The sequence below is a fragment of the Thalassotalea agarivorans genome (assembly GCF_030295955.1).
Taxonomy (GTDB): Bacteria; Pseudomonadota; Gammaproteobacteria; order Enterobacterales; family Alteromonadaceae; genus Thalassotalea_D; species Thalassotalea_D agarivorans.
In genome coordinates, this window is sequence record NZ_AP027363.1 from 3,129,838 (window position 1) to 3,151,348 (window position 21,511).

General features: G+C 42.2%; 23 protein-coding genes, 1 tRNA gene and 1 riboswitch. Of the genes, 12 read left to right on the forward strand and 12 right to left on the reverse strand.

Annotated elements, in window-relative coordinates; genetic code table 11:
• Positions 1-189: 189 nt before the first annotated feature.
• Positions 190-272: riboswitch (cyclic di-GMP riboswitch) on the reverse strand.
• Between the two features lie 131 nt (positions 273-403).
• Positions 404-2,287, forward strand: coding sequence for a tetratricopeptide repeat protein (locus tag QUD85_RS14310; RefSeq protein ID WP_093328590.1), 1,884 nt, complete (start codon positions 404-406; stop codon positions 2,285-2,287).
• A 14-nt stretch (positions 2,288-2,301) separates the two neighbouring features.
• On the opposite strand, the gene QUD85_RS14315 is transcribed toward QUD85_RS14310, so the two are convergent.
• Positions 2,302-2,550, reverse strand: coding sequence for a hypothetical protein (locus QUD85_RS14315; RefSeq protein WP_093328592.1), 249 nt, complete (start codon positions 2,548-2,550; stop codon positions 2,302-2,304).
• Between the two features lie 225 nt (positions 2,551-2,775).
• Between QUD85_RS14315 and tesB the strand changes: the two genes are divergently transcribed.
• The gene (gene tesB, locus QUD85_RS14320) at positions 2,776-3,633 is read left to right on the forward strand and encodes an acyl-CoA thioesterase II (protein ID WP_093328594.1); all 858 of its coding nucleotides are present in this window, start codon (positions 2,776-2,778) and stop codon (positions 3,631-3,633) included.
• Here tesB and QUD85_RS14325 read toward each other — a convergent pair whose 3' ends face one another.
• Together QUD85_RS14325 and QUD85_RS14330 are read right to left on the reverse strand one after the other, a co-directional pair.
• A complete protein-coding gene (locus tag QUD85_RS14325; RefSeq protein ID WP_093328595.1) occupies positions 3,634-4,866 on the reverse strand; it encodes a mechanosensitive ion channel family protein in 1,233 nt (410 codons plus the stop codon).
• Between the two features lie 15 nt (positions 4,867-4,881).
• Complete coding sequence (locus QUD85_RS14330) at positions 4,882-5,775, reverse strand: acyltransferase (protein WP_093328597.1); 894 nt, start codon at positions 5,773-5,775, stop codon at positions 4,882-4,884.
• Positions 5,776-5,966: 191 nt separating this feature from the next.
• Here QUD85_RS14330 and proB point away from each other — a divergent pair, with 191 nt between their 5' ends.
• Together proB and QUD85_RS14340 are read left to right on the forward strand one after the other, a co-directional pair.
• On the forward strand, positions 5,967-7,085 hold the full coding sequence (gene proB / locus QUD85_RS14335; RefSeq protein ID WP_093328598.1) for a glutamate 5-kinase: 1,119 nt from the start codon (positions 5,967-5,969) through the stop codon (positions 7,083-7,085).
• A complete protein-coding gene (locus tag QUD85_RS14340) occupies positions 7,069-8,322 on the forward strand; it encodes a glutamate-5-semialdehyde dehydrogenase (RefSeq protein ID WP_093328600.1) in 1,254 nt (417 codons plus the stop codon). Before proB ends, QUD85_RS14340 begins: the two co-directional genes overlap by 17 nt.
• Positions 8,323-8,378: 56 nt before the next feature.
• Here QUD85_RS14340 and QUD85_RS14345 read toward each other — a convergent pair whose 3' ends face one another.
• The 3 genes from QUD85_RS14345 to ccoG are packed head-to-tail and all read right to left on the reverse strand — an operon-like array spanning position 8,379 to position 11,449.
• A complete protein-coding gene (locus QUD85_RS14345) occupies positions 8,379-9,020 on the reverse strand; it encodes a thiol:disulfide interchange protein DsbA/DsbL (RefSeq protein ID WP_093328602.1) in 642 nt (213 codons plus the stop codon).
• 21 nt (positions 9,021-9,041) lie between these two features.
• Positions 9,042-10,016 (reverse strand): serine/threonine protein kinase, encoded by a 975-nt coding sequence (locus QUD85_RS14350; protein WP_093328603.1) that lies wholly within the window; start codon positions 10,014-10,016, stop codon positions 9,042-9,044.
• A 2-nt stretch (positions 10,017-10,018) separates the two neighbouring features.
• Positions 10,019-11,449, reverse strand: coding sequence for a cytochrome c oxidase accessory protein CcoG (ccoG, locus tag QUD85_RS14355; protein WP_093328605.1), 1,431 nt, complete (start codon positions 11,447-11,449; stop codon positions 10,019-10,021).
• Positions 11,450-11,615: 166 nt separating this feature from the next.
• On the opposite strand from ccoG, the gene QUD85_RS14360 reads away from it, so the two are divergent.
• Positions 11,616-11,972, forward strand: coding sequence for a hypothetical protein (locus QUD85_RS14360; RefSeq protein ID WP_093328606.1), 357 nt, complete (start codon positions 11,616-11,618; stop codon positions 11,970-11,972).
• 58 nt (positions 11,973-12,030) lie between these two features.
• Here the strand turns inward: QUD85_RS14360 and QUD85_RS14365 are convergent, their stop codons facing one another.
• The 3 genes from QUD85_RS14365 to QUD85_RS14375 all read right to left on the reverse strand — a co-directional run bounded on the left by QUD85_RS14365 (position 12,031) and on the right by QUD85_RS14375 (position 14,725).
• The gene (locus tag QUD85_RS14365; protein WP_093328608.1) at positions 12,031-13,395 is read right to left on the reverse strand and encodes a formimidoylglutamate deiminase; all 1,365 of its coding nucleotides are present in this window, start codon (positions 13,393-13,395) and stop codon (positions 12,031-12,033) included.
• Between the two features lie 7 nt (positions 13,396-13,402).
• Positions 13,403-14,209: an N-formylglutamate deformylase gene (gene hutG / locus QUD85_RS14370; RefSeq protein WP_177168863.1), complete on the reverse strand. Its 807-nt coding sequence runs from the start codon at positions 14,207-14,209 to the stop codon at positions 13,403-13,405.
• A 72-nt stretch (positions 14,210-14,281) separates the two neighbouring features.
• Positions 14,282-14,725, reverse strand: a complete 444-nt coding sequence (locus QUD85_RS14375; protein ID WP_093328611.1) for an META domain-containing protein — start codon at positions 14,723-14,725, stop codon at positions 14,282-14,284.
• Between the two features lie 187 nt (positions 14,726-14,912).
• Between QUD85_RS14375 and purU the strand changes: the two genes are divergently transcribed.
• The 6 genes from purU to hemN all read left to right on the forward strand — a co-directional run bounded on the left by purU (position 14,913) and on the right by hemN (position 19,795).
• Entirely contained in the window at positions 14,913-15,764 is an 852-nt protein-coding gene (gene purU, locus QUD85_RS14380) for a formyltetrahydrofolate deformylase (protein WP_093328612.1), read from the forward strand.
• 142 nt (positions 15,765-15,906) lie between these two features.
• Positions 15,907-16,440 carry a VOC family protein gene (locus tag QUD85_RS14385; protein ID WP_093328614.1) on the forward strand — a complete coding sequence of 178 codons (534 nt, stop codon included), beginning with the start codon at positions 15,907-15,909 and terminating at the stop codon, positions 16,438-16,440.
• A 464-nt stretch (positions 16,441-16,904) separates the two neighbouring features.
• On the forward strand, positions 16,905-17,456 hold the full coding sequence (gene yihI, locus QUD85_RS14390) for a Der GTPase-activating protein YihI (RefSeq protein ID WP_093328615.1): 552 nt from the start codon (positions 16,905-16,907) through the stop codon (positions 17,454-17,456).
• Positions 17,457-17,467: 11 nt separating this feature from the next.
• A complete protein-coding gene (locus tag QUD85_RS14395; protein ID WP_093328617.1) occupies positions 17,468-17,965 on the forward strand; it encodes a DUF2489 domain-containing protein in 498 nt (165 codons plus the stop codon).
• A gap of 43 nt (positions 17,966-18,008) precedes the next feature.
• Positions 18,009-18,320, forward strand: coding sequence for a TraR/DksA family transcriptional regulator (locus QUD85_RS14400; RefSeq protein ID WP_093328618.1), 312 nt, complete (start codon positions 18,009-18,011; stop codon positions 18,318-18,320).
• Between the two features lie 104 nt (positions 18,321-18,424).
• Entirely contained in the window at positions 18,425-19,795 is a 1,371-nt protein-coding gene (hemN, locus tag QUD85_RS14405) for an oxygen-independent coproporphyrinogen III oxidase (protein ID WP_093328620.1), read from the forward strand.
• Positions 19,796-19,854: 59 nt separating this feature from the next.
• Here hemN and QUD85_RS14410 read toward each other — a convergent pair whose 3' ends face one another.
• Genes QUD85_RS14410 through QUD85_RS14420 form a run of 3 tightly spaced genes read right to left on the reverse strand, consistent with a single transcriptional unit; the run spans position 19,855 to position 21,153 of the window.
• Entirely contained in the window at positions 19,855-20,316 is a 462-nt protein-coding gene (locus QUD85_RS14410; protein WP_093328621.1) for an energy transducer TonB, read from the reverse strand.
• 29 nt (positions 20,317-20,345) lie between these two features.
• Positions 20,346-20,612 carry a hypothetical protein gene (locus tag QUD85_RS14415; protein ID WP_093328623.1) on the reverse strand — a complete coding sequence of 89 codons (267 nt, stop codon included), beginning with the start codon at positions 20,610-20,612 and terminating at the stop codon, positions 20,346-20,348.
• Positions 20,613-20,625: 13 nt separating this feature from the next.
• The gene (locus QUD85_RS14420; protein ID WP_093328625.1) at positions 20,626-21,153 is read right to left on the reverse strand and encodes a DUF1285 domain-containing protein; all 528 of its coding nucleotides are present in this window, start codon (positions 21,151-21,153) and stop codon (positions 20,626-20,628) included.
• Between the two features lie 108 nt (positions 21,154-21,261).
• Between QUD85_RS14420 and QUD85_RS14425 the strand changes: the two genes are divergently transcribed.
• Positions 21,262-21,337, forward strand: a tRNA-His gene (locus QUD85_RS14425).
• Positions 21,338-21,511: the final 174 nt, after the last annotated feature.

Below are 21,511 nucleotides of genomic sequence, written 5' to 3' on the forward strand. Positions count from 1 at the left end.
CTCCATTTTAGCGCAATATTATTATTAAAATGCTCAATTACTTAGGTAGCAATGCACGTTAAATAGATAGTATAAGAAAAGTTAACGTAAGTTAAGTGATTTAATTCAGAATGGAGAGGCGCACGCAAAGTACCGACAAGAAACTGGGATAGAAACTAACAAACATAGATAAGCCCCCACTATATCTCATTTGGCAGTCCCGCTATCGTAGGTTTCCCCTTAGACCGGTAACTTTGCGTCTCTAGCTTTCACTAGATTTGCCCTTAAGAGCCAAAGCTCTGACTCGCATTATAGACTTAATTTCATTGTTGTAAATAAAAAATTTATATTTTTTATTTACCTAGCACTAAATTTGTTGAAAATATAGAAGACACGAGCGCTAGTTTTTGCTTCAATGAATCTCATGAAATGTTTCTCTTTTACTGCTTACCTATTGGCGTTATCTGTCTTAATATCGCTGGTTCTAAGCCCTATTAGCTATAGCCAACAAGCGCTTTCCAGCGAGGAAGTAGAAGCATTAGTGGAAGATTTGTATCTGCAAGAGGCAAGCAAACTCGATCAGCAGCAAGTGGTGGTGGCAGTGCGCAACTCGCTTAAAAATCGTCACAGCGTTTCGCCACTAACGCGCATTAAAGCCCATATCCTATTAATTCGACTAGCTAATAATCGGGGTGATTTTGCAAGTGCTTCGGAATTCGCCGGTTCAGGCCTTCTGCTACCCAACCTACCAGATCAGTATTCTGCCTTGTTTCATTTGCAACTCGCCAAAGGATATTACGTTCAAGGTCAATTTGAAAAAACATTAAGAGAAGCAAGCACCGCTGCGAGCTTTTTATCTGAGTATCAAGAATCGCAAGCACCGCTGTATATCGAGGCGTTAAGTTATCAAGCAATGGCGCATAGTCTAATGGGACAGGTTGAGCAAGCTGACGAATATTTTGATGCCTTGCAGGATGCTTTAGTTAAAAACCCGAGCGCTCAAGATGACGAGACGGTCATTGCCATTATCGCCAAAGCGAATTTTTATCAAGGCGACTACCAAAGCGCGATCAACCTCTACGAAAAGCTCCTTACAATTAAGTTTACTGAGCAAAAAACGGCAAATATTGACGAATATTACTACGAGCTTGGTCGCAGTTATATTCAACTAGGCAATTATGACGATGCGTATAGCGCTTTTTGGGAAGCCAAACTGCATGCAGAAACCAATAAAAGCAACATAAGAATGGCGTTTGCTTATCTTGGTCTAGGTAGCGTGCTATTGAATATGGAAGACAACCAACAAGCCTACAATTACCTAATAATGGCGCGTGATTTATTTAAAGGGCAAAACCAAACGCGTGGCTACTTATCGACGTTAATCTATTTGTCGCAAGCAGCACAGAGACTAGGTAAACCAAACGAACGTAAGAATGCTCTGAATGACGCCCAACGAATGAGCACAAGTATGCAGTTGTCAGCCGAGCAAATTAACTTATATTTGCTTTTAGCACGCAATGCTATTGCCGAAGGCAAGATGCAACTTGCCGTGAATTTCTATGAACAATACATTAACAGCTACAAAACCTACTACACCACACGTAGCGGAGCCGCGAGCTTTGCCGAGCAAAGTGCATTGAAACAACAAAGTCAGTTGATTGCACAAAATTTGCTTGAGAAAAACGAACTAAAGCAAACGTTTGCGATAGAAATGAATCAGCGCAAACAAGTCATTGCGGTACTTATCGCGTGTTTACTTATTGTGCTGTGCCTTTGTTTTGTCGCTTATGTTAAATACAGGCAGGTCAAACGCAGACTTTCCAATGTGAATTACCGGGGTATGGAGCAATTTTGGTTCGACACAGCGAAAACGAAAAATCTTTACCAAAAATACTACAACATGGCGCGTAAGTTCGATTTCCCACTATCGATTTGTTTAGTCAGTATAGAAAACTGGCAAGAGTTCAAATTTAGATTTAGCCAAAAATCACAACAAGAGTTTAACGAAAAGATAGCGGAAATATTTACCGAGTACTTAGAAGAGTTTGACTTGTCAGGCAACTTTTCAAGTGGCAGGTTTTTGATCATATTCCCACATCAGCAACCGCAAGATGTGGTAGCAAAACTTAAAAAATTAGTGACTGCGGTAGAGGTGAGATACTTCACCAGTTTGGGAGGGTTTCAAATTTCGGTCGACTATCAGTGCGATACACCGGAAGTACAAGACATTGACCCTTTCATCTTTCTTACTGAGCTAGAACAGTCGCTCGAAGAAAAAATAGCTAAGGGCCATGCCTTTACGATCTAGACGTAATACTGAGACTACGCGCTTCTTAAATTGATATCAGGGCTTGTGTCTATTTCGCCGTCATTAGCAATTGTTGCGGGTGCTTCATTACACATCAACACCGCCATTGCTCCAGCGCCGCTAGAACGAATAAATGCTAAGTCATAGCCAAACTGGGTTAGATTGCTCGCAGCAAACTTTTGCGCCAGTGACAATTTGCTCCAAAGTAAGGCTTTATCTGCTTGTAATTGCCTTCTTTCATTTGCATCTTCATGGGTAAACATAACCGATCCTTTATTATTAACGCACAGCTGTTTTGTCGGCGCCTTACGGCTATTTTTTAGACGCCAAACAAGACGTTATACGAGGATTGTATAAATTTCAACCTTTTATCGTGTGGTTGTACCAATAACGTAACTCTTCGTACGATATAAAACGTATAGAATGTACTCGTTATTAGTACGGCATTTGTTACACTAAAGTTCATCGCTGTAATAAAGAGAAATAACATGAGCAAAGCGCTTAAAGAGCTTTTAAAGATTCTAGAGCTCGAAACAATTGAACAAGGATACTACCGCGGCCAGAGCCAAGACTTAGGCTTTAAAGCCTTGTTTGGCGGTCACGTTATGGGGCAGGCAGTATCAGCCGCCTTAAAGACAGTACCAGAAGATCGCCATATCCATTCATTGCATTCTTACTTCTTAAGACCGGGTGATGCGCAGCATCCTGTCTTATATGAAGTTGAAAATATTCGCGATGGTAAAAGCATTAGTACAAGGCGCATTAAAGCGGTACAGCATGGAAAAACTATTTTCTTTATGACCGCTTCGTTTCAACATGAAGTGGAAGGTTTTGATCATCAAGACATCATGCCAAAGATGCCAGAGCCTTTATCTCTGCCATCTTATGAAGATTACATTAAGAAACACCAAAAACTGATCCCAGAGCCCATTCGTGAGAAATTCTTGGCGGAAAAGCCGATTGATATGCGCTGTGTGGAAGAATATGACTGGATAAAGCCAGCAGCAATGCCTGGAAAGAGCCATACTTGGATGAAAACCAATGGCGCTTTGCCAAACAATAACGCCGTACATAGCGCGGTGCTCGCTTATGCCTCTGATTTTCACTTTCTTTCAACATCGCTTTTTCCGCATGGCGCATCACACTGGCATCCAAACTTTCAGATCGCCACCATAGATCACGCGATGTGGTTCCATCGCCCTATCAAATTTGATGAATGGGTCTTGTACGCAGTGGATACACCGTCGGCATCAAGCGGTAGAGGATTAGTACGCGGGCAGCTATATTCCGAAAGTGGAGAGCTACTCGCGTCTACTATTCAAGAAGGGGTTATCAGGCAGCGCTAACTACTTTTGCCAATCAAATCCTGATGGTCGTTGATATATGCGTAAGGAGAACTCAGCGGCCATTGCATAGATATGGTCAAAAATATCTGCTTGGATATTCTCATAATTTACCCAGTTGTAGTCTTTACTAAAAAAATACAGCTCTAGCGGCAAACCATATTCCGTCGCTTTAAGCTGACGCACCATGCAAGTCATCTCTGGGTGCACCATTGGGTGTTGATGCAGAAAAGCTTCGATATATGCTCGAAAAGTCCCGATATTAGTTAGTTTACGCGCATTAACGTTTGTTTCATCAACGCCCTTTTCAGATCTATCTTTGTTTAACTCTGTTGTTTTTTGCGCCAGATATGGTTGTAAAAGCGCAATATCTTGAAGTTGGTCAATCATGGCTTGGTCATAGAAATGAATACTCGAAATATCCACTAAAATACTGCGTTTTATTCTACGCCCGCCACTGCGGTACATGTCGCGCCAGTTCTTGAACGAATCGCTAATCAATGCATAGGTAGGCACTGCCGTAACAGTTTTATCGAAGTTTTGTACTTTAACCGTGGTTAATCCTATTTCTAGTACATCACCGTCTGCACCATACTTAGGCAGCTCAATCCAGTCGCCTGGCGCTACCATCCGATTGGCAGAAATTTGAATACTAGCAACAAGCCCTTTAATGGCGTCTTGAAATACCAATAAAATAACCGCAGTTAAGGCACCTAAACCACTTAAGAGATAAACAGGTGAACGATCTAGAATAATTGAAATTGCCATAATAATGGCAACCAAAAAGACAATTAGCTTTATCACTTGTACGCTAGCTTCAAGTGGCAGGTATTTTTCTTTTGCTTTAGACGAATACGCACTTTTAACTACGTTTAAAAAGGCGCTGATGCTAAATGCTACTTGGAAACATATGCCCACTTTCGCTATCAGCACAATGAGCAAAGTAACTTTCGCGTCTTCAAGCAATATCAAGGGCGCCGCATAAAGCACTAAAATAAACGGAACTAACAACGCAAGCCTTGAAAACACACGATTATGAACTAGCAAGTCGTCCAATGAGTTTTTCGACATCACAACAAGCTTATGCACCGCTACAAGCAATTGATGCTTAGCTAAGTAATAAGACAGTAGGAATAGAACCACTAGAATAGACACACCAACTAAGGTACCTGCAAACGGTAAATATTCCGCGGGCAAGCCCATTTTTAATAAGCTTTCTAGTAATTCTGGATTCATAAAGCGCTGTCCTTATTATTTTGCGTCTTCAAACAATGCAATGCGTCGATCTTTTTCTTGCCAAAGCTCATTGAGCCACTTTTGAAATTGCTTTTTATGGGCTTTGTCATTGGCGTAATCACCCATCAAAGCGTCGGTAATTGGCAATGTTTCGATATAGACATTCACCTGCTTTACTTTGCCTGATAAAAAGTCGATAAAGTTTGGGATCTTCTCTGGATAATGAATCGTCACATTGACGATTTTGTTTAGATGCTCTCCCATCGCATCAAGCACAAACGCCATGCCGCCAGCTTTAGGACGCAGTAAATGCGAGAATGGAGATTTCTGACGATCATGCTTTTCGGGCGTATATCGAGTGCCTTCCACAAAATTCATCACGCTCACTGGCTTATGTTTAAATTTGGCACACGCTTTCTTTGTAGTTTCGAAATCCTTGCCAATTAAATGAGGATTTTTCTTCAAAAATGATTGGCTATAACGTTTCATGAAAGGGAAATCGAGAGCCCACCAAGCAACGCCTAAAAATGGTACATAAATAAGCTCTTTCTTTAAGAAGAATTTTAAAAACGGAATCTTGCCATGCAAAATGCGCTGTAAAACCACAATATCAACCCAACTTTGATGGTTTGAGACCACCATATACCAATCTTTTGGTGTTAGTTGATCAAGCCCAGTGACATTGACCTTCATCTTATAAAATAGGTTTTGAATCTGGCTATTAATCGCGACCCATGAGCTTGCCATTGCATCGAGTAAATAACTGAACAATGATTGCCAGGCGTTAAGTGGAATTAAGGCCTTCAAAAAAGACCCTATTAAAATAGGTAGCAGCCAAAACAAGGTATTAATGGCATAACAAGTAAACGATAAAATTAATGTAATAGGCGCTGGCAAAAAGCTCAACATGGTGAAATTACTCAAAAATAACAATGTATTTATTCTAATGCAGTGAAATTATATTGAAAGCAGAAATCACGCGATCTAAAAAAAATCATCTATCAACCGGTGGTCAACGGTTTAGGTTATAAAAAAGATAAAAATAGTCTTGCCAACATTAACCAAATATTGACATCCTTAAGCGTGTTAAGGGAATCACTATGCAATTTAATCGAATCGTTATAAAAGTTGGCAGTGCATTAGTTGCACCAGGCTCGTCTGGATGCAGCGGCGAGTATCTATTGGCTATTGCACAATTTATTACCAAGTGTCAGCAGCTTGGCAAGGAAGTTTTGCTTGTCAGTTCTGGCAGTGTTGCGGCTGGCCGCAACCTTATTCCTCATGGCAGCCCCAACTTAGCGATCCCCACCAAGCAAGCGATGGCGTCGGTGGGCCAAATGCAAATGATGGCAAACTGGCAACGCTTTTTTGATAAACCTTGCAGTCAACTGCTACTTACCCATGGTGATTTAAAAGACCGCCAACGTTATATCAATATTAAGAACACATTGCGTGTGTTGCTTGAAAATCAGATTCTGCCGATCGTCAATGAAAACGATACGGTGGCAACCGAAGAATTAAAAGTCGGCGATAACGACAACCTTGCCGCGCAAGTTGCATTGGTTAGCGAAGCAGATTGCTTGATCATTTTAAGTGATATTGATGGCGTTTTTGATAAGAACCCTAAGTTATTTGATGATGCCACGTTACTTCCGGAAATACCGGAGATTACCGCCGATATTTACGCGCTAGCAGGTAGCACCGCTAACCATATTGCTACAGGTGGCATGAAAACAAAAATTGAAGCCGCCGAAAAAGCAACGGAAAATGGTATCGCAACCTTCATTGTAAATGGCAAAAGTAATGACACCTTTAAACGTCTATTAGACGGACAAAACCCGGGCACTTACTTTGCGGCTCGGCAGCCAGCCGCCAAGGCTAAAAAATACTGGTTAAAGCACACATTAAAAAGCCATGGCCAATTGCACCTCGACCAAGGTGCTAGTGTCGCAGTACTGAAAAAAGGGGCGTCGTTGTTACCATCAGGTATAAGTAGTGTGAAGGGCCAGTTTTTAGCCGGCGAAAGCATTGATATTGTAGCGCCAAACGGCGATGTCATTGCAAAGGGCATCAGCCAATACAGTGCCAACGACCTAAATAAAATTAAAGGCGTCAAAAGCGACCAAATTGCCTCAGTGTTGGGGTATTGCCAAAGTAAAGTTGTCGTTCACAGAGACGACCTAGTCATAGTAGGAGTTTCCCATGAGCAGTCAGTTTAGCATTACTGATGCCGCCAAAGCGTGTAAACAAGCAAGTTTACGAATAGCACAATTAACCAACGCAGAGAAAAATAGCGTACTTGAAGATATCGCTAAAGCAATCATCGCCCATAGCGATGCAATTTTGGATGAGAATCAAAAAGATATTGATGCAGGTAAAGTAAAAGGTTTGTCCAATGCCATGCTAGACAGACTGCTACTTACGCCTGAGCGCATAGCAGATATTAGCGATGCCATTATCGATATTACCCGTCTCGACGACCCTACTGGTAGCATTAGCAATCTAGCGCTAAGACCAAATGGTATTCAGGTGGGCAAAATGCGCATACCGCTAGGTGTAATTGCAATGATTTACGAAGCGCGCCCTAATGTTACGGCTGAGGCGGCGGCGCTATGTTTAAAATCAGGCAATGGCGTTGTGCTTCGGGGCGGAAGCGAAGCTATTCATAGCAACAAAGCAATTGCGCGCTGCATTGGATTGGCGCTGAAACAACATAGCATCAATCAAGAAGCGGTTTTAATCGTGCCAGACACCAGCCGTGCAGTCATTAATGAACTACTAACCTTGCGTCAAAGCATAGACTTGGTTATACCGCGCGGTGGCGAGGGGCTGATCAACTTTGTTACCGACAATAGCGCTATTCCAGTGATTCAGCACTTTAAAGGCGTGTGCCACCTTTTTGTCGACAAGTTCGCCAACCTTGATAAAGCGTTAAACTTGCTGATAAACGGTAAAACCCAAAAACCAAGCGCATGTAATGCCATAGAAACCTTGATTGTTCATCAAGACATTGCCGAACAATTTTTACCTATAGTAGCAGCCAGCTTTGCCGAGAAAGGGGTAAAAGTGCATGCTTGTGATAAAAGCTTACCGTTTTTCCAAGGCGCAGAGCTTGCCACAGACCAAGATTATGACGCCGAATATTTGGATGATGAAATTGCCATAAAAGTGGTCAATAGCTATGAAAGCGCCATTGATCACATTAATCAATTTAGTTCAGATCACACCGAAGTAATCGTTACCCAAGACACTTCCAGAGCGCAGCAGTTTGTTCGCCGCATTAATTCGTCTGTTGTCATGGTAAATGCCTCTTCACGCTTTTCGGATGGTGGTCAATTGGGGCTAGGTGCGGAAATTGGTATTTCAACTAGCCGATTACATGCTTATGGCCCAATGGGGTTAGAAGCATTAACCACAGAAAAGTTTGTCGTCTTTGGCGACGGCCATACAAGGTAGTAGCAAGACACAAAAAAAGGCTGCATCATGCAGCCTTTTTTAATCTAACCGTAGACTTAGTCTAACGTAAGAAGATAATTAACAAGCTTTATGTAATCGTCTTCTAGTGCAGTACGTGAGCTTCTGTCTAAGCCTTGTGCTTCCACTTTATACTTACCATTTACGATTACCGTTGGTACACCTGTTAAAGCGCCCTTACGAGAAAAGTAGTCTTGTTGCTTTTTAAACTGTTTTGCTTGGCTGTTTACCGAAAAGCTCTTCATCAGTTTATCGAATTTAGCGCCGTCTGCACCGTTTACAACGAAAAGGTTACGCAAGTCTTTTTCTGACGAGAAAGGTGCGCGTTGAACATGAATGTACTTGAAAATAGCATTCATGATTTGCTTTTCCATTTTCATTTGTTGGGCAACAACAACGCCTTTAGAAAGCATTTGTTGAATCATTGGTGACGCGCCACGCAAAAAATCAACGTGGTTATAAACAAACTTAGTATCGCTTGGAAGTTGCTTTTTAATTTTGTCCATTAACGGCGAAAACTGATAACAATGCGGACAATAGAAAGAGAAAAACTCTCGCACTTCAGGCTTACTTGTTTTTTGTTCATTTACCTTAGTGTAATGCGTGCCTTCTTTATAATCCGCCGCCATTGCCGTAACTGGCAACATGAATAAAGCAACTAAGGCTAAAAATTTCTTCATTATTATGTTCCTACTTTGGGGTTAAGGCATTAACGTTAATGCCGGTTGTTGTAATGCGGCAAACTGTTCTTTTAGCGACAGAATTTGCTGCTCCCAATATTTCTCTGTATTAAACCAAGGAAAATTTTGCACAAATGCTGGATCTTGCCAACGATTACATAACCATGCCATATAATTAACCATACGCATTGTACGCAAAGATTCAATCAACACAAGTTCATTTGAATCGAATTCACAAAACTCTTCATAGCCACAGAGCAAGGTATCAAGTTGCATGGTTTGTTGACTTCGGTCACCCGATAGCATCATCCACAAATCCTGAATAGCTGGACCACTGCGACAATCATCTAAATCTACAAAATGAGGACCTTGATCTGTCCACAATATATTTCCTGCGTGGCAATCGCCATGCAGGCGAATACTAGCAAAGTCGCGATAATGAATTAACGCTTCCTGAATTACTTGGTCCAATATGACAGTAAAAGGTTCAATCAAATGTGAGGGAACATAACCACTAGCAAGTATTTGCTCACGCGCTGTTATTAAATAATCTTGTGCAGTTATCGCGGGGCGATGCTTAAAATCTTTAGTTTTAGCAATGGCATGAATACGGCCAATAAAGCGCCCCATCCATTCAAGCTGATCGAGGTTATCCACTTCAAAAATACGCCCGCCTTGGCAGGGATACAAGCTAAAGGTATAGCCTTTAATCTCAAATAGCGACTGACCGTCAATGACTAGCGGCGCAACAATTGGCAATTCATGATGGGCTAACTCAAGCGCAAAATCATGCTCTTCCTGCAACTGAGCTTGGCTCCAACGTTGAGGCCGATAAAACTTAGTGACATACTTTTTATCGTCACGCGCGGTAAATTGATACACGCGATTTTCATAACTGTTTAACGCCAGCAAACCGCTGTCGGCGATTAGTCCAACAGATTCAATACCATCTAGAATAAGGTCTGGCGACAAGTCGCCAAAATTAAATGCCGACATAATTAACGTTTGTTAAAGAACTTACTCGGTTGTGACACCGTTACCGAAGTATCATCTGCCAGCGTCACTTCAAATTCAATATCGTTAACGAAGCCTTTCAAATCGTATGGGTCGACAGTCAAACTGATAGGTAAGGTATAAACCGTTGCCGCTTTTACTACGACCTGTTGGTCGCCATTCCAAGTAACGTTGCTTAAACCTTTTACCGACAAGTTATAGGTTGCATCATATTGCGACTTATTCAATATCTTGAGGGTATAGACGTTCTCAATCTCACCATCAAAATTTTCTGTCGCAAGCGCTGTTCTGTCTCGAATGATATCGAGATCAACTGGCATGCGACTAATAATCGTCCACAACAAGGCGGCGGAAATTAGTACCATCATAAAGGCATAGCCAACTAACTTACCGCGAAGGAAATGCACTTTTTTACCTTCTAATTCATGCTCGGTGGTATAACGTATAAGGCCTTTGTCATACTTCATTTTTTCCATCACGCCATCACAGGCGTCGGCACATGCCCCACAATTAATGCACTCGTATTGAAGACCATTTCGAATATCAATGCCTGTTGGGCACACTTGCACACACAAGTTACAATCGATGCAATCACCGAGTCCTAAGGCTTTAGGATCTTGTTTGCGACCTCGCGGTCCGCGATTCTCACCGCGGTTTTTATCGTAAGAAACAGTTAATGTATCTTTATCGAACATGGCTGATTGGAATCGTGCGTATGGACACATGTGTAAACACATGACCTCCCGCATCCAACCTGCGTTGCCATAGGTACAAAAGGCAAAGAACACGACAACACCAACAGCGGTCAACGATGCGCTGAAGGTAAAGAAATCGATAAACAGTTGGTCAATAGGCGTAAAGTAACCAACAAAGGTTAAGGCCGTTAGTAGCGAAAAGAATAACCAACAAAAATGTTTTAGCGCTTTGCGCCAAAATTTGTCGAAATCCATCTTTCGACCATCGAGTTTTTTACGTTGGTTAGCGCTTCCCTCTATCTTTTCTTCAAACCAAATAAAGATGAAGGTCCACACCGTCTGTGGACACATATAGCCACACCAGACTCGCCCTAAAAAGGTGGTAACAAAAAATAATAGATAGGCGGCAACGATAAAGAGAAACGCAAGTAAGGTAAGGTCTTGAGGCCATAGCGTGAGCCCCCAGATAGTGAATCGTTGTTCACCAATATCAAACAACAGTGCTTGGTTGCCGTTGTATTGTAGCCAAGGAAGGATCGCAAACAGGCCTAAAAATACAAAATTCATCTTTCGGCGCAAGCGCTGGAATACACCTTCAACTTTGCGTACATATATCTGATCACGAGGTTTGTATTCAGCGACACCGGACTTTGCAGGTTCAATTGCAATGGTTTTTACAGGAATGCGTGTCGATTTTTTTGGTGCGTCTTCGTTTGTCACAGTGAGCCCTTAGCTGCTGCCTGATTGTCTACATTATCTTGGCTGCGTCACATCAATGTGCAAAGTGATAACAAAATATGTGATGCAATTGGTATTATTCAAGGATAATGTATAATCTCGAATAATTTTATTATCCTATAGTCTATATGACATTGTAAGATGAGCCATGAAAAAAATATTGATCTTAATCGTGCTTGCGGCACTTTATTTGCACTTTTTCCCAGAATCAGTAGCTAGTAAAAAATGGCACCAACTCACAGCAGACGCTAAAGCGTGGTTTGCTGGCGTCACTGATACTAATATTAGATTGAAAGCCGATAAAATTTATCGTGACCTGCAAAATGAATTCGACAGCTTTACCGCTGGCGAACAAGTGTTTCTCTCTGAAATAACACGTTCTCGAGATACAGTTACCGCTTTTTATACCGACTTCTGCCTAACTGGGAAGCTCAATCCTCGTTTTCATAGCGTAAACCAAGATAAGGTTTGCAATAAAATAGAAGAATATTCGAATTTGTTATAGTAACAATTCTTCTCTATAAAAAAGGTCGCACAAGCGACCTTTTTTTATGTCTGATAGCCTATGAAGACAAACGTTGTAGTAAGGCTGAAAATGCTTCGTGGCTTTGCGTTTCAAGATCATGCTTTTTGTCACGAATGACCCATTGCCCATTAACCATCACATCCGTTATCGCTTGCTCACCAGTAGCAAACACAAAACTATCTAGCAGGTGCTCGTCGGATTGTGCATAGCGGCCTAGCAATTGTTGATCTAGCACGAGCAAATCAGCTTGTTTACCAACAGCAAGTACACCCGTATTTTTGTTCGTTGCTAACGCGCCACCGCGATTCGCTGCTTGCCATAAGTTAAGACCAACTGATGCTTGCGCTTTGTTCGCCAGTACCGCTCTTTGACGCCTAGTTAAGCGCTGCGCATACTCAAGCCAACGAATTTCTTCGACTGCATTGACACTTATATGGCTGTCTGAGCCAATAGCAATGGTACCGCCTTCTTGCATAAATTCTGCGGTAGGAAATACGCCATCGCCGAGATTCGCTTCTGTTGTAGGGCAAATACCGGCAACGGCACCGGTATCGATGATGGCCTTTCTCTCATCAGCGGTGATATGTGTTGCATGAATCAAACACCAATTGGCATCTAAGCTAAGTTGTTCGCAAAGCCATTGCACCGGACGTTTTCCGCTGTGCGCAATACAATCGTCTACTTCTTGCGTTTGTTCAGCTATATGAACATGTATAGGCGCCTTACTGTCTAACGAGCGGACGTGTTTAACCGCTTGTTCAATCGCTGCAAAATTAGTTGCACGCAAAGAATGCGGCGCTATACCAACATTAGCATTGTTGTATTGCTTGCTTAGCTCATAACAGTCGGTCACCAATTGGTTGAACTGCTCGGTTGTATTAATGAAACGCTTTTGACCATCAAGTGGTGCTTTTTCACCAAAACCACTGTACTGATAAAGTACCGGTAGCATTGTTATGCCGATACCGCTTTCTTGTGCGGCATCAAATAAAGCTTTTGCCATTTGCGCTAGTGCTGGATAAGGTTCACCGGTTTGCTGATGATGTAAATAATGAAACTCGGCAACTGATGTGTAGCCTGCTTTCAGCATCTCTATGTACAGCTGCTTTGCAATAATATGAGCTTCAACATCGCTGATTTGAGCCAAGAATTGATACATGATTTTTCGCCATGTCCAAAAACTATCTTGTCCTTCACTGCCTTGTTCACTAAAACCAGCAAAAGCGCGCTGAAACGCATGGGAGTGACAGTTAATTAGCCCCGGTACAACGGGACCACTAGCAACTATTGCATCGTCTAATTGACCATCGACAATATCGGTAATCTCGCCGTTTTCTATGATGAGTGTTTTGTTTTTCGCCCAAGCAGAGTCGAGCAGTACACGATGTGCAAATACTTTCATGCGTTTCCTAAGCAAAGCCTTGTGTTTTATATTCGTTGCTATATGCAAGTACGGTTTCGATAATAGCCTTCAGATAAGGCTGCACTTGAGCAAGTTTATCTTGACTCAACCGCGCCAATTCTTCGTGCATATAGGTTGCTTGTGACAATTCTAGTTGAAGTGTAAAAATATGCTCGCTCGGCTGCGCATATTGCCTAGTGATATACCCACCTTTAAAACGGCCATTAGCCACTGCGCTATACGGCGTGAAATCTAAATCAAGCAACCTGTTGACTAGCGTTTCAGGGCAACTTTTGCCGTCAGCAGTGCCGAAATTAAAATCCGGTAGCGTGCCTTCAAAAAAGCGCGGCACTTGAGACGCAATGGAATGCGCATCATACAAAAACGCCATGCCATGAATAGCCTTAATGCGCGCCAATTCATCTATTATTGCTTGATGATATGGGTGCCAATACGCGTCTATGCGACGTTTTATCTCTGTTGAGTTGGGTTCTTTCCCGGCAAGATACAATGGCGCTTTATCAAATGATGTGGTCGGGCAGAGCTCAGTGCTATCTTGCCCGGGATACAAATTTTCGTCTTCAGGGCTACGATTAAGGTCGATAAGATAACGATTGTAGCGTGGTTTTAGCACGCTTATACCCATTGCCTGAGCAAAATCATACAAGATATCCATAGCCCAATCGGTATCTTTAACTTGTTTACCGGTGTCGGTCATTTGCGTACTAACGTCTTGAGGAAGTGCTTCGCCGTTATGTGGCATGCTAATGAGCAGCGGCAATGTACCTTGAATGAGCTGATAACTGTCTGACATAATCTTTCAAATTGTATATACAACTTGCTAAGTTTACCGACAATAGAGGTTCCCCGCAAGCGAGGAACACCGTTATTGGGCGATACGAGCAAATCGCGCAAGCACCAGATCATTGTCGGCTAATAGGACAAGTTGATCATTTTCAACGGTAAATCCTTTCACTTGCGTGAGCATCTGCAAATACAGATTCTCGTTCGTTTCATTATCTGGACAAGCCTTTCGAGTGCTAGCAAGGCCAGCGAAGCTTATCGCTTCTTGCTCTAACACATAGGTACCTGAATAGTAATTACAGCCAGAAAAACCATGGGCACGATGACTATTTTTATCAAACGCTAATTGAATGGCTTTCTCTGCGGCTGCCACCGGCTGTTCGTTCAAACTAACCAATTGCCATTCTTGGCCGGCTAGCGCGTCCTCACCTAAAGATACATCTTCATAGTCTGCAATGTACTGGCATGCCGATAATAAAAAGGCGCCGAAGATCACTAACAATTGATTTAAAAATTTATGTTTCATCACAATACCTGTTTAAAAAACAACAGCGTATTCTAACAAGTTATTGATTTAGCCATGTTTTAATTTGTAATCGAGGTAGAGTACGTGCGTCAGAAAGGAACGTTCTAATTTATATCACTTCTAGCTTTAAGCTCGTCGGTAATCCGTGTCACTATAGCGTTATAGCAAAAGTGACGGTAAGGCGTTTATGAACAATCAGTATATTTTAACCTGGCAGTGCCCTGACTCCAGCGGCGTATTAGCAAAAGTCACACAAGCGCTATTTGAACATGGCGCGTTTATCACTGAAACGTCACAGTACAGTGACCCTTATACTGACACCTTTTTTTCACGAATTGCCTTTGATGACAGACAGCTTAAAGTGCCGATGGAAGAGTTTACCGACGCACTAGAGGCCTTAGCTAAACCGCTACAACTGCATTATCAATTACGCAATGCCGCTCAGCTTCCTAAGGTAGTTATCGCAGTATCAAAGGACGAGCATTGCTTAGTATCACTGCTAACAAAATGGCGAGCGGGCGTGTTACCTATTGATATCGTGGCTGTGGTGTCTAACCACCAAAAATGTGAGGCGATTTGTCAGTTTCATGAACTGCCTTACCATTACTTGCCAATAGCAGATGATAAAGTGGCGCAAGAACAGCAGCTATTAGCTGTTTTTGAGCAATACCAAGGTGATTTATTAGTATTAGCGCGTTATATGCAGATTCTTTCAGATCAGCTGTGTACTCGCTTGGCTGGTAAAGCGATTAACATACATCATTCCTTTTTACCCGGTTTCAAGGGCGCTAGGCCATATCATCAAGCGCATAAACGTGGCGTTAAAATTATTGGCGCAACCGCGCATTATGTCACGTCCGATCTCGATGAAGGGCCAATCATTGTGCAAGAAGTAAAAGCGATTGACCACAGCTACACCATAGAGCAAATGGTGCACACCGGCCACGACATAGAAGCCATTGCTTTATCTAGAGCTGTGCGTTTGCACGCTGAGCAACGCATCTGCTTAAATGGCGATAAGACGGTTATTCTCACCTAACTGTCCGCAGCGAGTTTACACTGCCTGTAAACCTATCGAAACACCGAGGTGCCGTTACTAGACTAGACTTTAAGGATGACATTAACAGCCACTTTGTCTTTTATGATAAAAAGAGTCTAATTTTCGACAGTAAAGCACCTTTATGATCAAGATAGAAAAATTCCATCACGTAGCTTATCGCTGCAAAGATGCTAAAGAAACCGTTGAATGGTACAAAGCACACCTTAATATGGACTTAACGCTTGCCATTGCAGAAAATGAAGTCCCATCAACGAAAGCACCAGATCCTTACATGCACATCTTTTTAGATGCAGGCATGGGCAACGTATTAGCTTTCTTTGAACTGCCAAATTCACCTGATATGGACCGTGATCAAAACACGCCAACTTGGGTGCAACATATCGCTTTGAAAGTTGAAAACTTTGACGCACTTGTTAGCGCAAAAGAAAGTTTAGAAAGCAAAGGCGTTGATGTATTAGGACCGGTTAATCACGGTGTTTTTAAATCAATCTACTTTTTCGATCCAAATGGTCATCGTCTAGAGCTTGCTGCTGATGTCGGTACACCAGAACAATACAAGCAATTAAAAGCCGTTGCTCATGACATGATTGAAGAATGGTCGCAAACTAAACGCGCACCACGCCATGCCGCTTGGTTGCATGAATTAGACGAGTAAATACAGCGATTTACGCCAATTAAACCCTGAAATTACAGAAAAGTGCTTGATGATATTGTACAAAGGTGTAAAGTAAGGGACGGTTATTTATTGACCATGCGAGAAAAGGGAACACTGGTTAAGGAAGCCACATAACGTAAAAATGGCAACATGGATGGTTTAATGAGCACCGGAAGTGCAAGTAGTCCAGGAGCATGGAAGAACAATAAACGCTCGGAACGCGCATGAAAAAACTAAAATAAAAACGAGTTAGGGAAGCATTGTTAATAAAACAGGATAACTTCCAGTTACGGACGACCCATAATAAGGTTGGATGCCAAGTTGAGAGATAGGCCAATTGTAGGCCAACATAAAATATACTTAATAAAGCACTACTGTGAAGTAGTGCTTTTTTTATGTTTGTTAATACCCACTGCGCCACAATTGCGATAAAATATACACATTAGCGCAAAATTGAGGTGGTTATGACCCGCAAAAAGAAATCTAGAAAGCCTGGTGCAGGTTCGTCTGGTGTAGTGAAAGCAAGCACATTAGATGTGCGCATCACTAAAGACAAAAAACCGAAGAAGAAGACAGGTAAACCTGCTGGTACTCGCCAGTTGGAAGGACAGCAAAAAGCAAAACCGACGCAAACCGCACAAGGTAATAAAGACGCGCGCGTGGGCAGTAAAAAGCCTATCGACCTAGGGATACCAAACGTTCAGGTTAAAGCACCTAAAAAAGCAAAACAGGTAGACAGCCCTATCGCAAAAATTAAAGTTGTCGACACAGGCCCTTCTATTCAAGCGCAACTAGATGCCATTGAACAAGACCCACGTTTATTGGACATTCTTGATAAGCAAGAGCAAGATATTTCGCTTAGCGAACAAGAAGTCGACTTGTACAATGAGCTTATGGAACAACATGAGCAACTGAGTGCACAATTGACGCCAGAGGAAGACGCGCAAGATACTGAATTGTCGGAAGATGATTTATGGGACAAATTAGACAACGACGACTTGTCACGCTTTCAATAGGTTAGGCCGCAATGGACAACACAATGTGGATGATTTTAGCCGTAGTTGGCGCGCTAGTAATATTGGTGTTGGCGTTTTACGCCGGCCGATTGTTATGGCTGTTAAAGCAACAACAACAGCGCCAAATTGAACAAACCCTAGCGCTACAAAAAGCACATGCAGAACATGATAAGAAGATTCTCGATTCTGTGGTTATTATCGTTAGAGCGATGCAAGAGAAACAATGTGACATCTCTGAAGGTTGCTGGCGTTTGAGCGTTTTGCTCGATTCATTAAAGCTCAGCAATGAGTTAAATGCACAATTTCCTGCTATATTTGAAATGTATGGACGAATTCAACATTTGTCTATTATGGAAGCACGCAAGCAATTACCTAAGAAAGAACGGATGAAACAAGATTTTCAGCGCATGCAAGCAGAAGCAGAGCTTACTGACAAAGTGCTTGAAGACACAAAATCTTTGCGTCAATTTGCGCAGGATCAACTTAACAAACTTGTCGCTTCCTTATAATGGTGGGTGAGCATTAATGCTCACCAAACGCATAGGAGGCCAAATGCCAAGTTCATTGAAAGAATCGTTTACTCAACGCATTGTTGAGCTTCAAAAACGTATCGACTCTATTCATGCAGATTTTGCACAAGGAAGAAACGCCGACTGGGCGGAGCAAGCAAGGGAACGAGAAAACGATGAAGTGTTAAATGCACTGGAATCAGAAGCTAAAGTTGAAATTCAACAATTATCTGATGCCATCTTACGTATCGATGCTGGCACTTACGGTGTATGTGGAAGCTGTGGCGAAGACATCGCTAAGCAAAGGCTAGAAGTACAGCCATCGGCCACGCAATGCATTAAATGTGCAAGTTAAAGCATGTCTAAACACCTTGATCTACATCAAGCTACTTAACAAGCTGTAACAGTATAATACCGCGAAAAGGTTACAATACCCCCAGACTTTTCGCGGGACGTTACATGCAGATTCAACAGTGTTTTGATCAATCACTTTTAAATAAATACAACACCAGTGGCCCAAGATACACCTCGTATCCTACAGCGCTGGAATTTAATACGCAGTTTGATCATCAAATGCTACAACAAGCTATTAAGGTATCTAAAAATAGACGCCTATCGCTTTATTTACATATCCCTTTCTGCCATAGCCTATGTTATTACTGCGGTTGCAACAAAGTGGTCACCCGCCATCGTCACAAAGCTGATATTTATCTCGATTACCTAGAACAGGAAATTAAAGCACAAGCACCTTTGTTTAAGGACTATACCGTTGACCAAATTCATTTAGGTGGTGGCACGCCAAGTTTCTTAACAACGTCTCAATTAACACGTTTAACAGACCTACTAAAAGCACAATTTTCACTAAGCAGCGACGCTGAAATGGGGATAGAGATAGACCCTAGAGAAGTTGCACTTAGCTTACCGGCAGCACTGCGAAAAATGGGCTTTAATCGCATCAGTATTGGTGTGCAAGACATCGATGATACGGTTCAAAAAGCAATTAATCGCGTGCAGTCTACAGAATTCATCGAACAATTTGTCGCTCAAGCTAAAGCGGCAGGCTTCCGCTCTGTTAATGTCGATTTAATTTATGGTTTGCCTCATCAAAATGAACAAACCTTTAGTCGCACTATCGATAAAATGATTGCCATTGATGTCGATCGTATTTCTTTGTTTTCTTATGCGCATTTACCCAGTCGATTTGCCGCACAGCGCAAACTAAAAGATGAATGGCTGCCCAATGCCAATGAAAAATTTGGTTTAATGCGCCTTGCCATGGAAAAATTCACCGACGCAGGTTATGAGCTAATCGGCATGGACCATTTCGCCAAACCTAACGATGAGCTTGCTATTGCACAACAAAATGGGCAGTTACATCGCAATTTTCAGGGCTATACCACCCAAGGCAATTGCGACTTACTTGGCCTTGGTGTTTCCGCTATATCTGCAATTGGCGACAGTTTTAGTCAGAATATAAAAGAGCTAAAACCCTACTACCAACAAGTAGAGCAACTAGGACACGCACAAGAAAAAGGTATTGCGTTATCTCAAGATGATGTCATTCGAGGCTATGTTATTAAGCAATTGATGTGTAACCTGTTTGTCGACAAGCGACAGGTAGAGCAACTGTTTTCTATCAAGTTCGATCAATATTTTGCTAACGACCTTCCGCTGCTTGATTGCTTTATTGCAGATGGGTTACTAGAAAATAACGTTAACAATATTAACGTTCATCAGAAAGCACGACTGCTGATTCGCACTATTAGTATGAGTTTTGACGCGTACATGAAACGCCACATCAATCAGCAGCGTTTCTCTCGCGTAATTTAGGAATATACTCCGAAAAACTGACCGATAACTTCGGCAAAAAGTGCTTTAGTAAAAGTGTGCTAGTTCATTCGCATACGCATGCCACGCGCATATACGATATCTTTGCCGGGGCAAACGTCATCTAATGCTGAAAGCGTACATGTTTGTCCATAGCAAAAATCAAAGCGTGTTTGCGTTTTCGTTGCAACAGGAACCTTGTGTTTAGCTAGTTTTTGCCATTGCCATTTGGGAATTACCTCGGCTGCCGCCTGCCCAAATACTTTATTGCTCGCGGCAACTACCTGGATATCAACTATCTCTTTTGACTCAGTGATCACATATTCAACTGTCGCGCAGCCGGTTTTATTTTTATATACCGCTTCTTTTGGAAACCGAGGCGGAAACCGCTGTAATGTTTGCCAATCGCTAGAAAGCAACAAATCAGGGGTAACCGCGAGAGATGCATATTGTAGGGGTGGCGCGCTGGAGGTTGCGCAAGCAGTAATAAAGAACGTTAGAAGGCATCCTTTCAGTAGTTTCATTTTACTTTCCTTGTATAAAAATCAGTAACTTAGCTTAACCAATAATAGACAACTAATGCAACAGGTAAAGCAATAGGCACCACAAAAAGCATGATAAAATCACTTATCACCTTATGCTTCAACGCGCGATAACCATCAAACAAAGTAAACAGTGTTGTCCCAACAAAAAATAGGCCGGCCCAAAAGCTATAATCAGTTAAATCCTCAACACCTGCCCACAACAAAAAAGGGCATATGGTTGCCCCAATGTATATATGCGGCAGCGCTTTAACACTGACGATGCGTTGATACTGCACAAGCCTCCTAAATTTAATCTATTGCGCCCAAATCAAAAAACACCTGATTGGAATAAAAACCAAGGTGCGTTTTACCTGCAACTTCTTTTTGCTCTGCCATTTCAATCCATTGATAATACACATTGCGATGTACTAGGCCCTGCAAATTGTTGCGTACTGTAATATAGATATGCCCTTGTTCAGAAATTTCAAGTTGCTCCGCATCCTCAAGCCAACATACATCGCCAAGCTGCGTGGTTAACTGCATCACACCATTTATCATTTCCCACTGTGTTATCACATAGGGCTTTTCCACAACCTTGATTTTGACTTTTTCGACCGGTGTGACTAGAAAATAATCGTGCTGTTCGCGCTTTAACACCGAAGCAAATAACTTCACTAAAGGTAGACGCTTTATTTCTCCACCGTTATAAAACCACGTTCCGTCTGACTTAATTTCGATATCTATTTCACCGCAATAAGGCGGATCCCATAAATGTACTGGAGGGTATTTTGTCGTAGATTGTTCAGCTAATTGCTGGGTAATTTTGTCTAAGGACATAATCGCCCCTTTTACGCTACTTTTTCTATGATTTTAGCGGATTTTGCTTGTCTTTGTCGGCCTTTCTGGGATAGAATGCGCCCCGCTATCGAATAGCGCCTCTTGATGGTGGCATTAGCTCAGTTGGTAGAGCCCCGGATTGTGATTCCGGTTGTCGTGGGTTCAAGTCCCATATGCCACCCCACTTTCTCTTTCTGTTTACTTCTTGTAGTTTTATCCAGTTTTTTTGCCCACGAGGCGAAATCACTTGTGATTCCGCAAATACCGATTGGGCGCGGGTTCAAGTCCCAAATGCCACCCCACTTTCTCTTTCTGTTTACTTCTTGTGGTTTTATCCAGTTTGTTTGCCCACGAGGCG

Excerpts from the sequence above, each read along its gene's own strand:
- QUD85_RS14310 (WP_093328590.1), top strand. The coding sequence starts at position 404 with ATGAAATGTTTCTCTTTTACTGCTTACCTATTGGCGTTATCTGTCTTA.
- QUD85_RS14315 (WP_093328592.1), bottom strand. The coding sequence starts at position 2,550 with ATGTTTACCCATGAAGATGCAAATGAAAGAAGGCAATTACAAGCAGAT.
- tesB (WP_093328594.1), top strand. The coding sequence starts at position 2,776 with ATGAGCAAAGCGCTTAAAGAGCTTTTAAAGATTCTAGAGCTCGAAACA.
- QUD85_RS14325 (WP_093328595.1), bottom strand. The coding sequence starts at position 4,866 with ATGAATCCAGAATTACTAGAAAGCTTATTAAAAATGGGCTTGCCCGCG.
- QUD85_RS14330 (WP_093328597.1), bottom strand. The coding sequence starts at position 5,775 with ATGTTGAGCTTTTTGCCAGCGCCTATTACATTAATTTTATCGTTTACT.
- proB (WP_093328598.1), top strand. The coding sequence starts at position 5,967 with ATGCAATTTAATCGAATCGTTATAAAAGTTGGCAGTGCATTAGTTGCA.
- QUD85_RS14340 (WP_093328600.1), top strand. The coding sequence starts at position 7,069 with ATGAGCAGTCAGTTTAGCATTACTGATGCCGCCAAAGCGTGTAAACAA.
- QUD85_RS14345 (WP_093328602.1), bottom strand. The coding sequence starts at position 9,020 with ATGAAGAAATTTTTAGCCTTAGTTGCTTTATTCATGTTGCCAGTTACG.
- QUD85_RS14350 (WP_093328603.1), bottom strand. The coding sequence starts at position 10,016 with ATGTCGGCATTTAATTTTGGCGACTTGTCGCCAGACCTTATTCTAGAT.
- QUD85_RS14360 (WP_093328606.1), top strand. The coding sequence starts at position 11,616 with ATGAAAAAAATATTGATCTTAATCGTGCTTGCGGCACTTTATTTGCAC.
- QUD85_RS14365 (WP_093328608.1), bottom strand. The coding sequence starts at position 13,395 with ATGAAAGTATTTGCACATCGTGTACTGCTCGACTCTGCTTGGGCGAAA.
- hutG (WP_177168863.1), bottom strand. The coding sequence starts at position 14,209 with ATGTCAGACAGTTATCAGCTCATTCAAGGTACATTGCCGCTGCTCATT.
- QUD85_RS14375 (WP_093328611.1), bottom strand. The coding sequence starts at position 14,725 with ATGAAACATAAATTTTTAAATCAATTGTTAGTGATCTTCGGCGCCTTT.
- purU (WP_093328612.1), top strand. The coding sequence starts at position 14,913 with ATGAACAATCAGTATATTTTAACCTGGCAGTGCCCTGACTCCAGCGGC.
- QUD85_RS14385 (WP_093328614.1), top strand. The coding sequence starts at position 15,907 with ATGATCAAGATAGAAAAATTCCATCACGTAGCTTATCGCTGCAAAGAT.
- yihI (WP_093328615.1), top strand. The coding sequence starts at position 16,905 with ATGACCCGCAAAAAGAAATCTAGAAAGCCTGGTGCAGGTTCGTCTGGT.
- QUD85_RS14395 (WP_093328617.1), top strand. The coding sequence starts at position 17,468 with ATGGACAACACAATGTGGATGATTTTAGCCGTAGTTGGCGCGCTAGTA.
- QUD85_RS14400 (WP_093328618.1), top strand. The coding sequence starts at position 18,009 with ATGCCAAGTTCATTGAAAGAATCGTTTACTCAACGCATTGTTGAGCTT.
- hemN (WP_093328620.1), top strand. The coding sequence starts at position 18,425 with ATGCAGATTCAACAGTGTTTTGATCAATCACTTTTAAATAAATACAAC.
- QUD85_RS14410 (WP_093328621.1), bottom strand. The coding sequence starts at position 20,316 with ATGAAACTACTGAAAGGATGCCTTCTAACGTTCTTTATTACTGCTTGC.
- QUD85_RS14420 (WP_093328625.1), bottom strand. The coding sequence starts at position 21,153 with ATGTCCTTAGACAAAATTACCCAGCAATTAGCTGAACAATCTACGACA.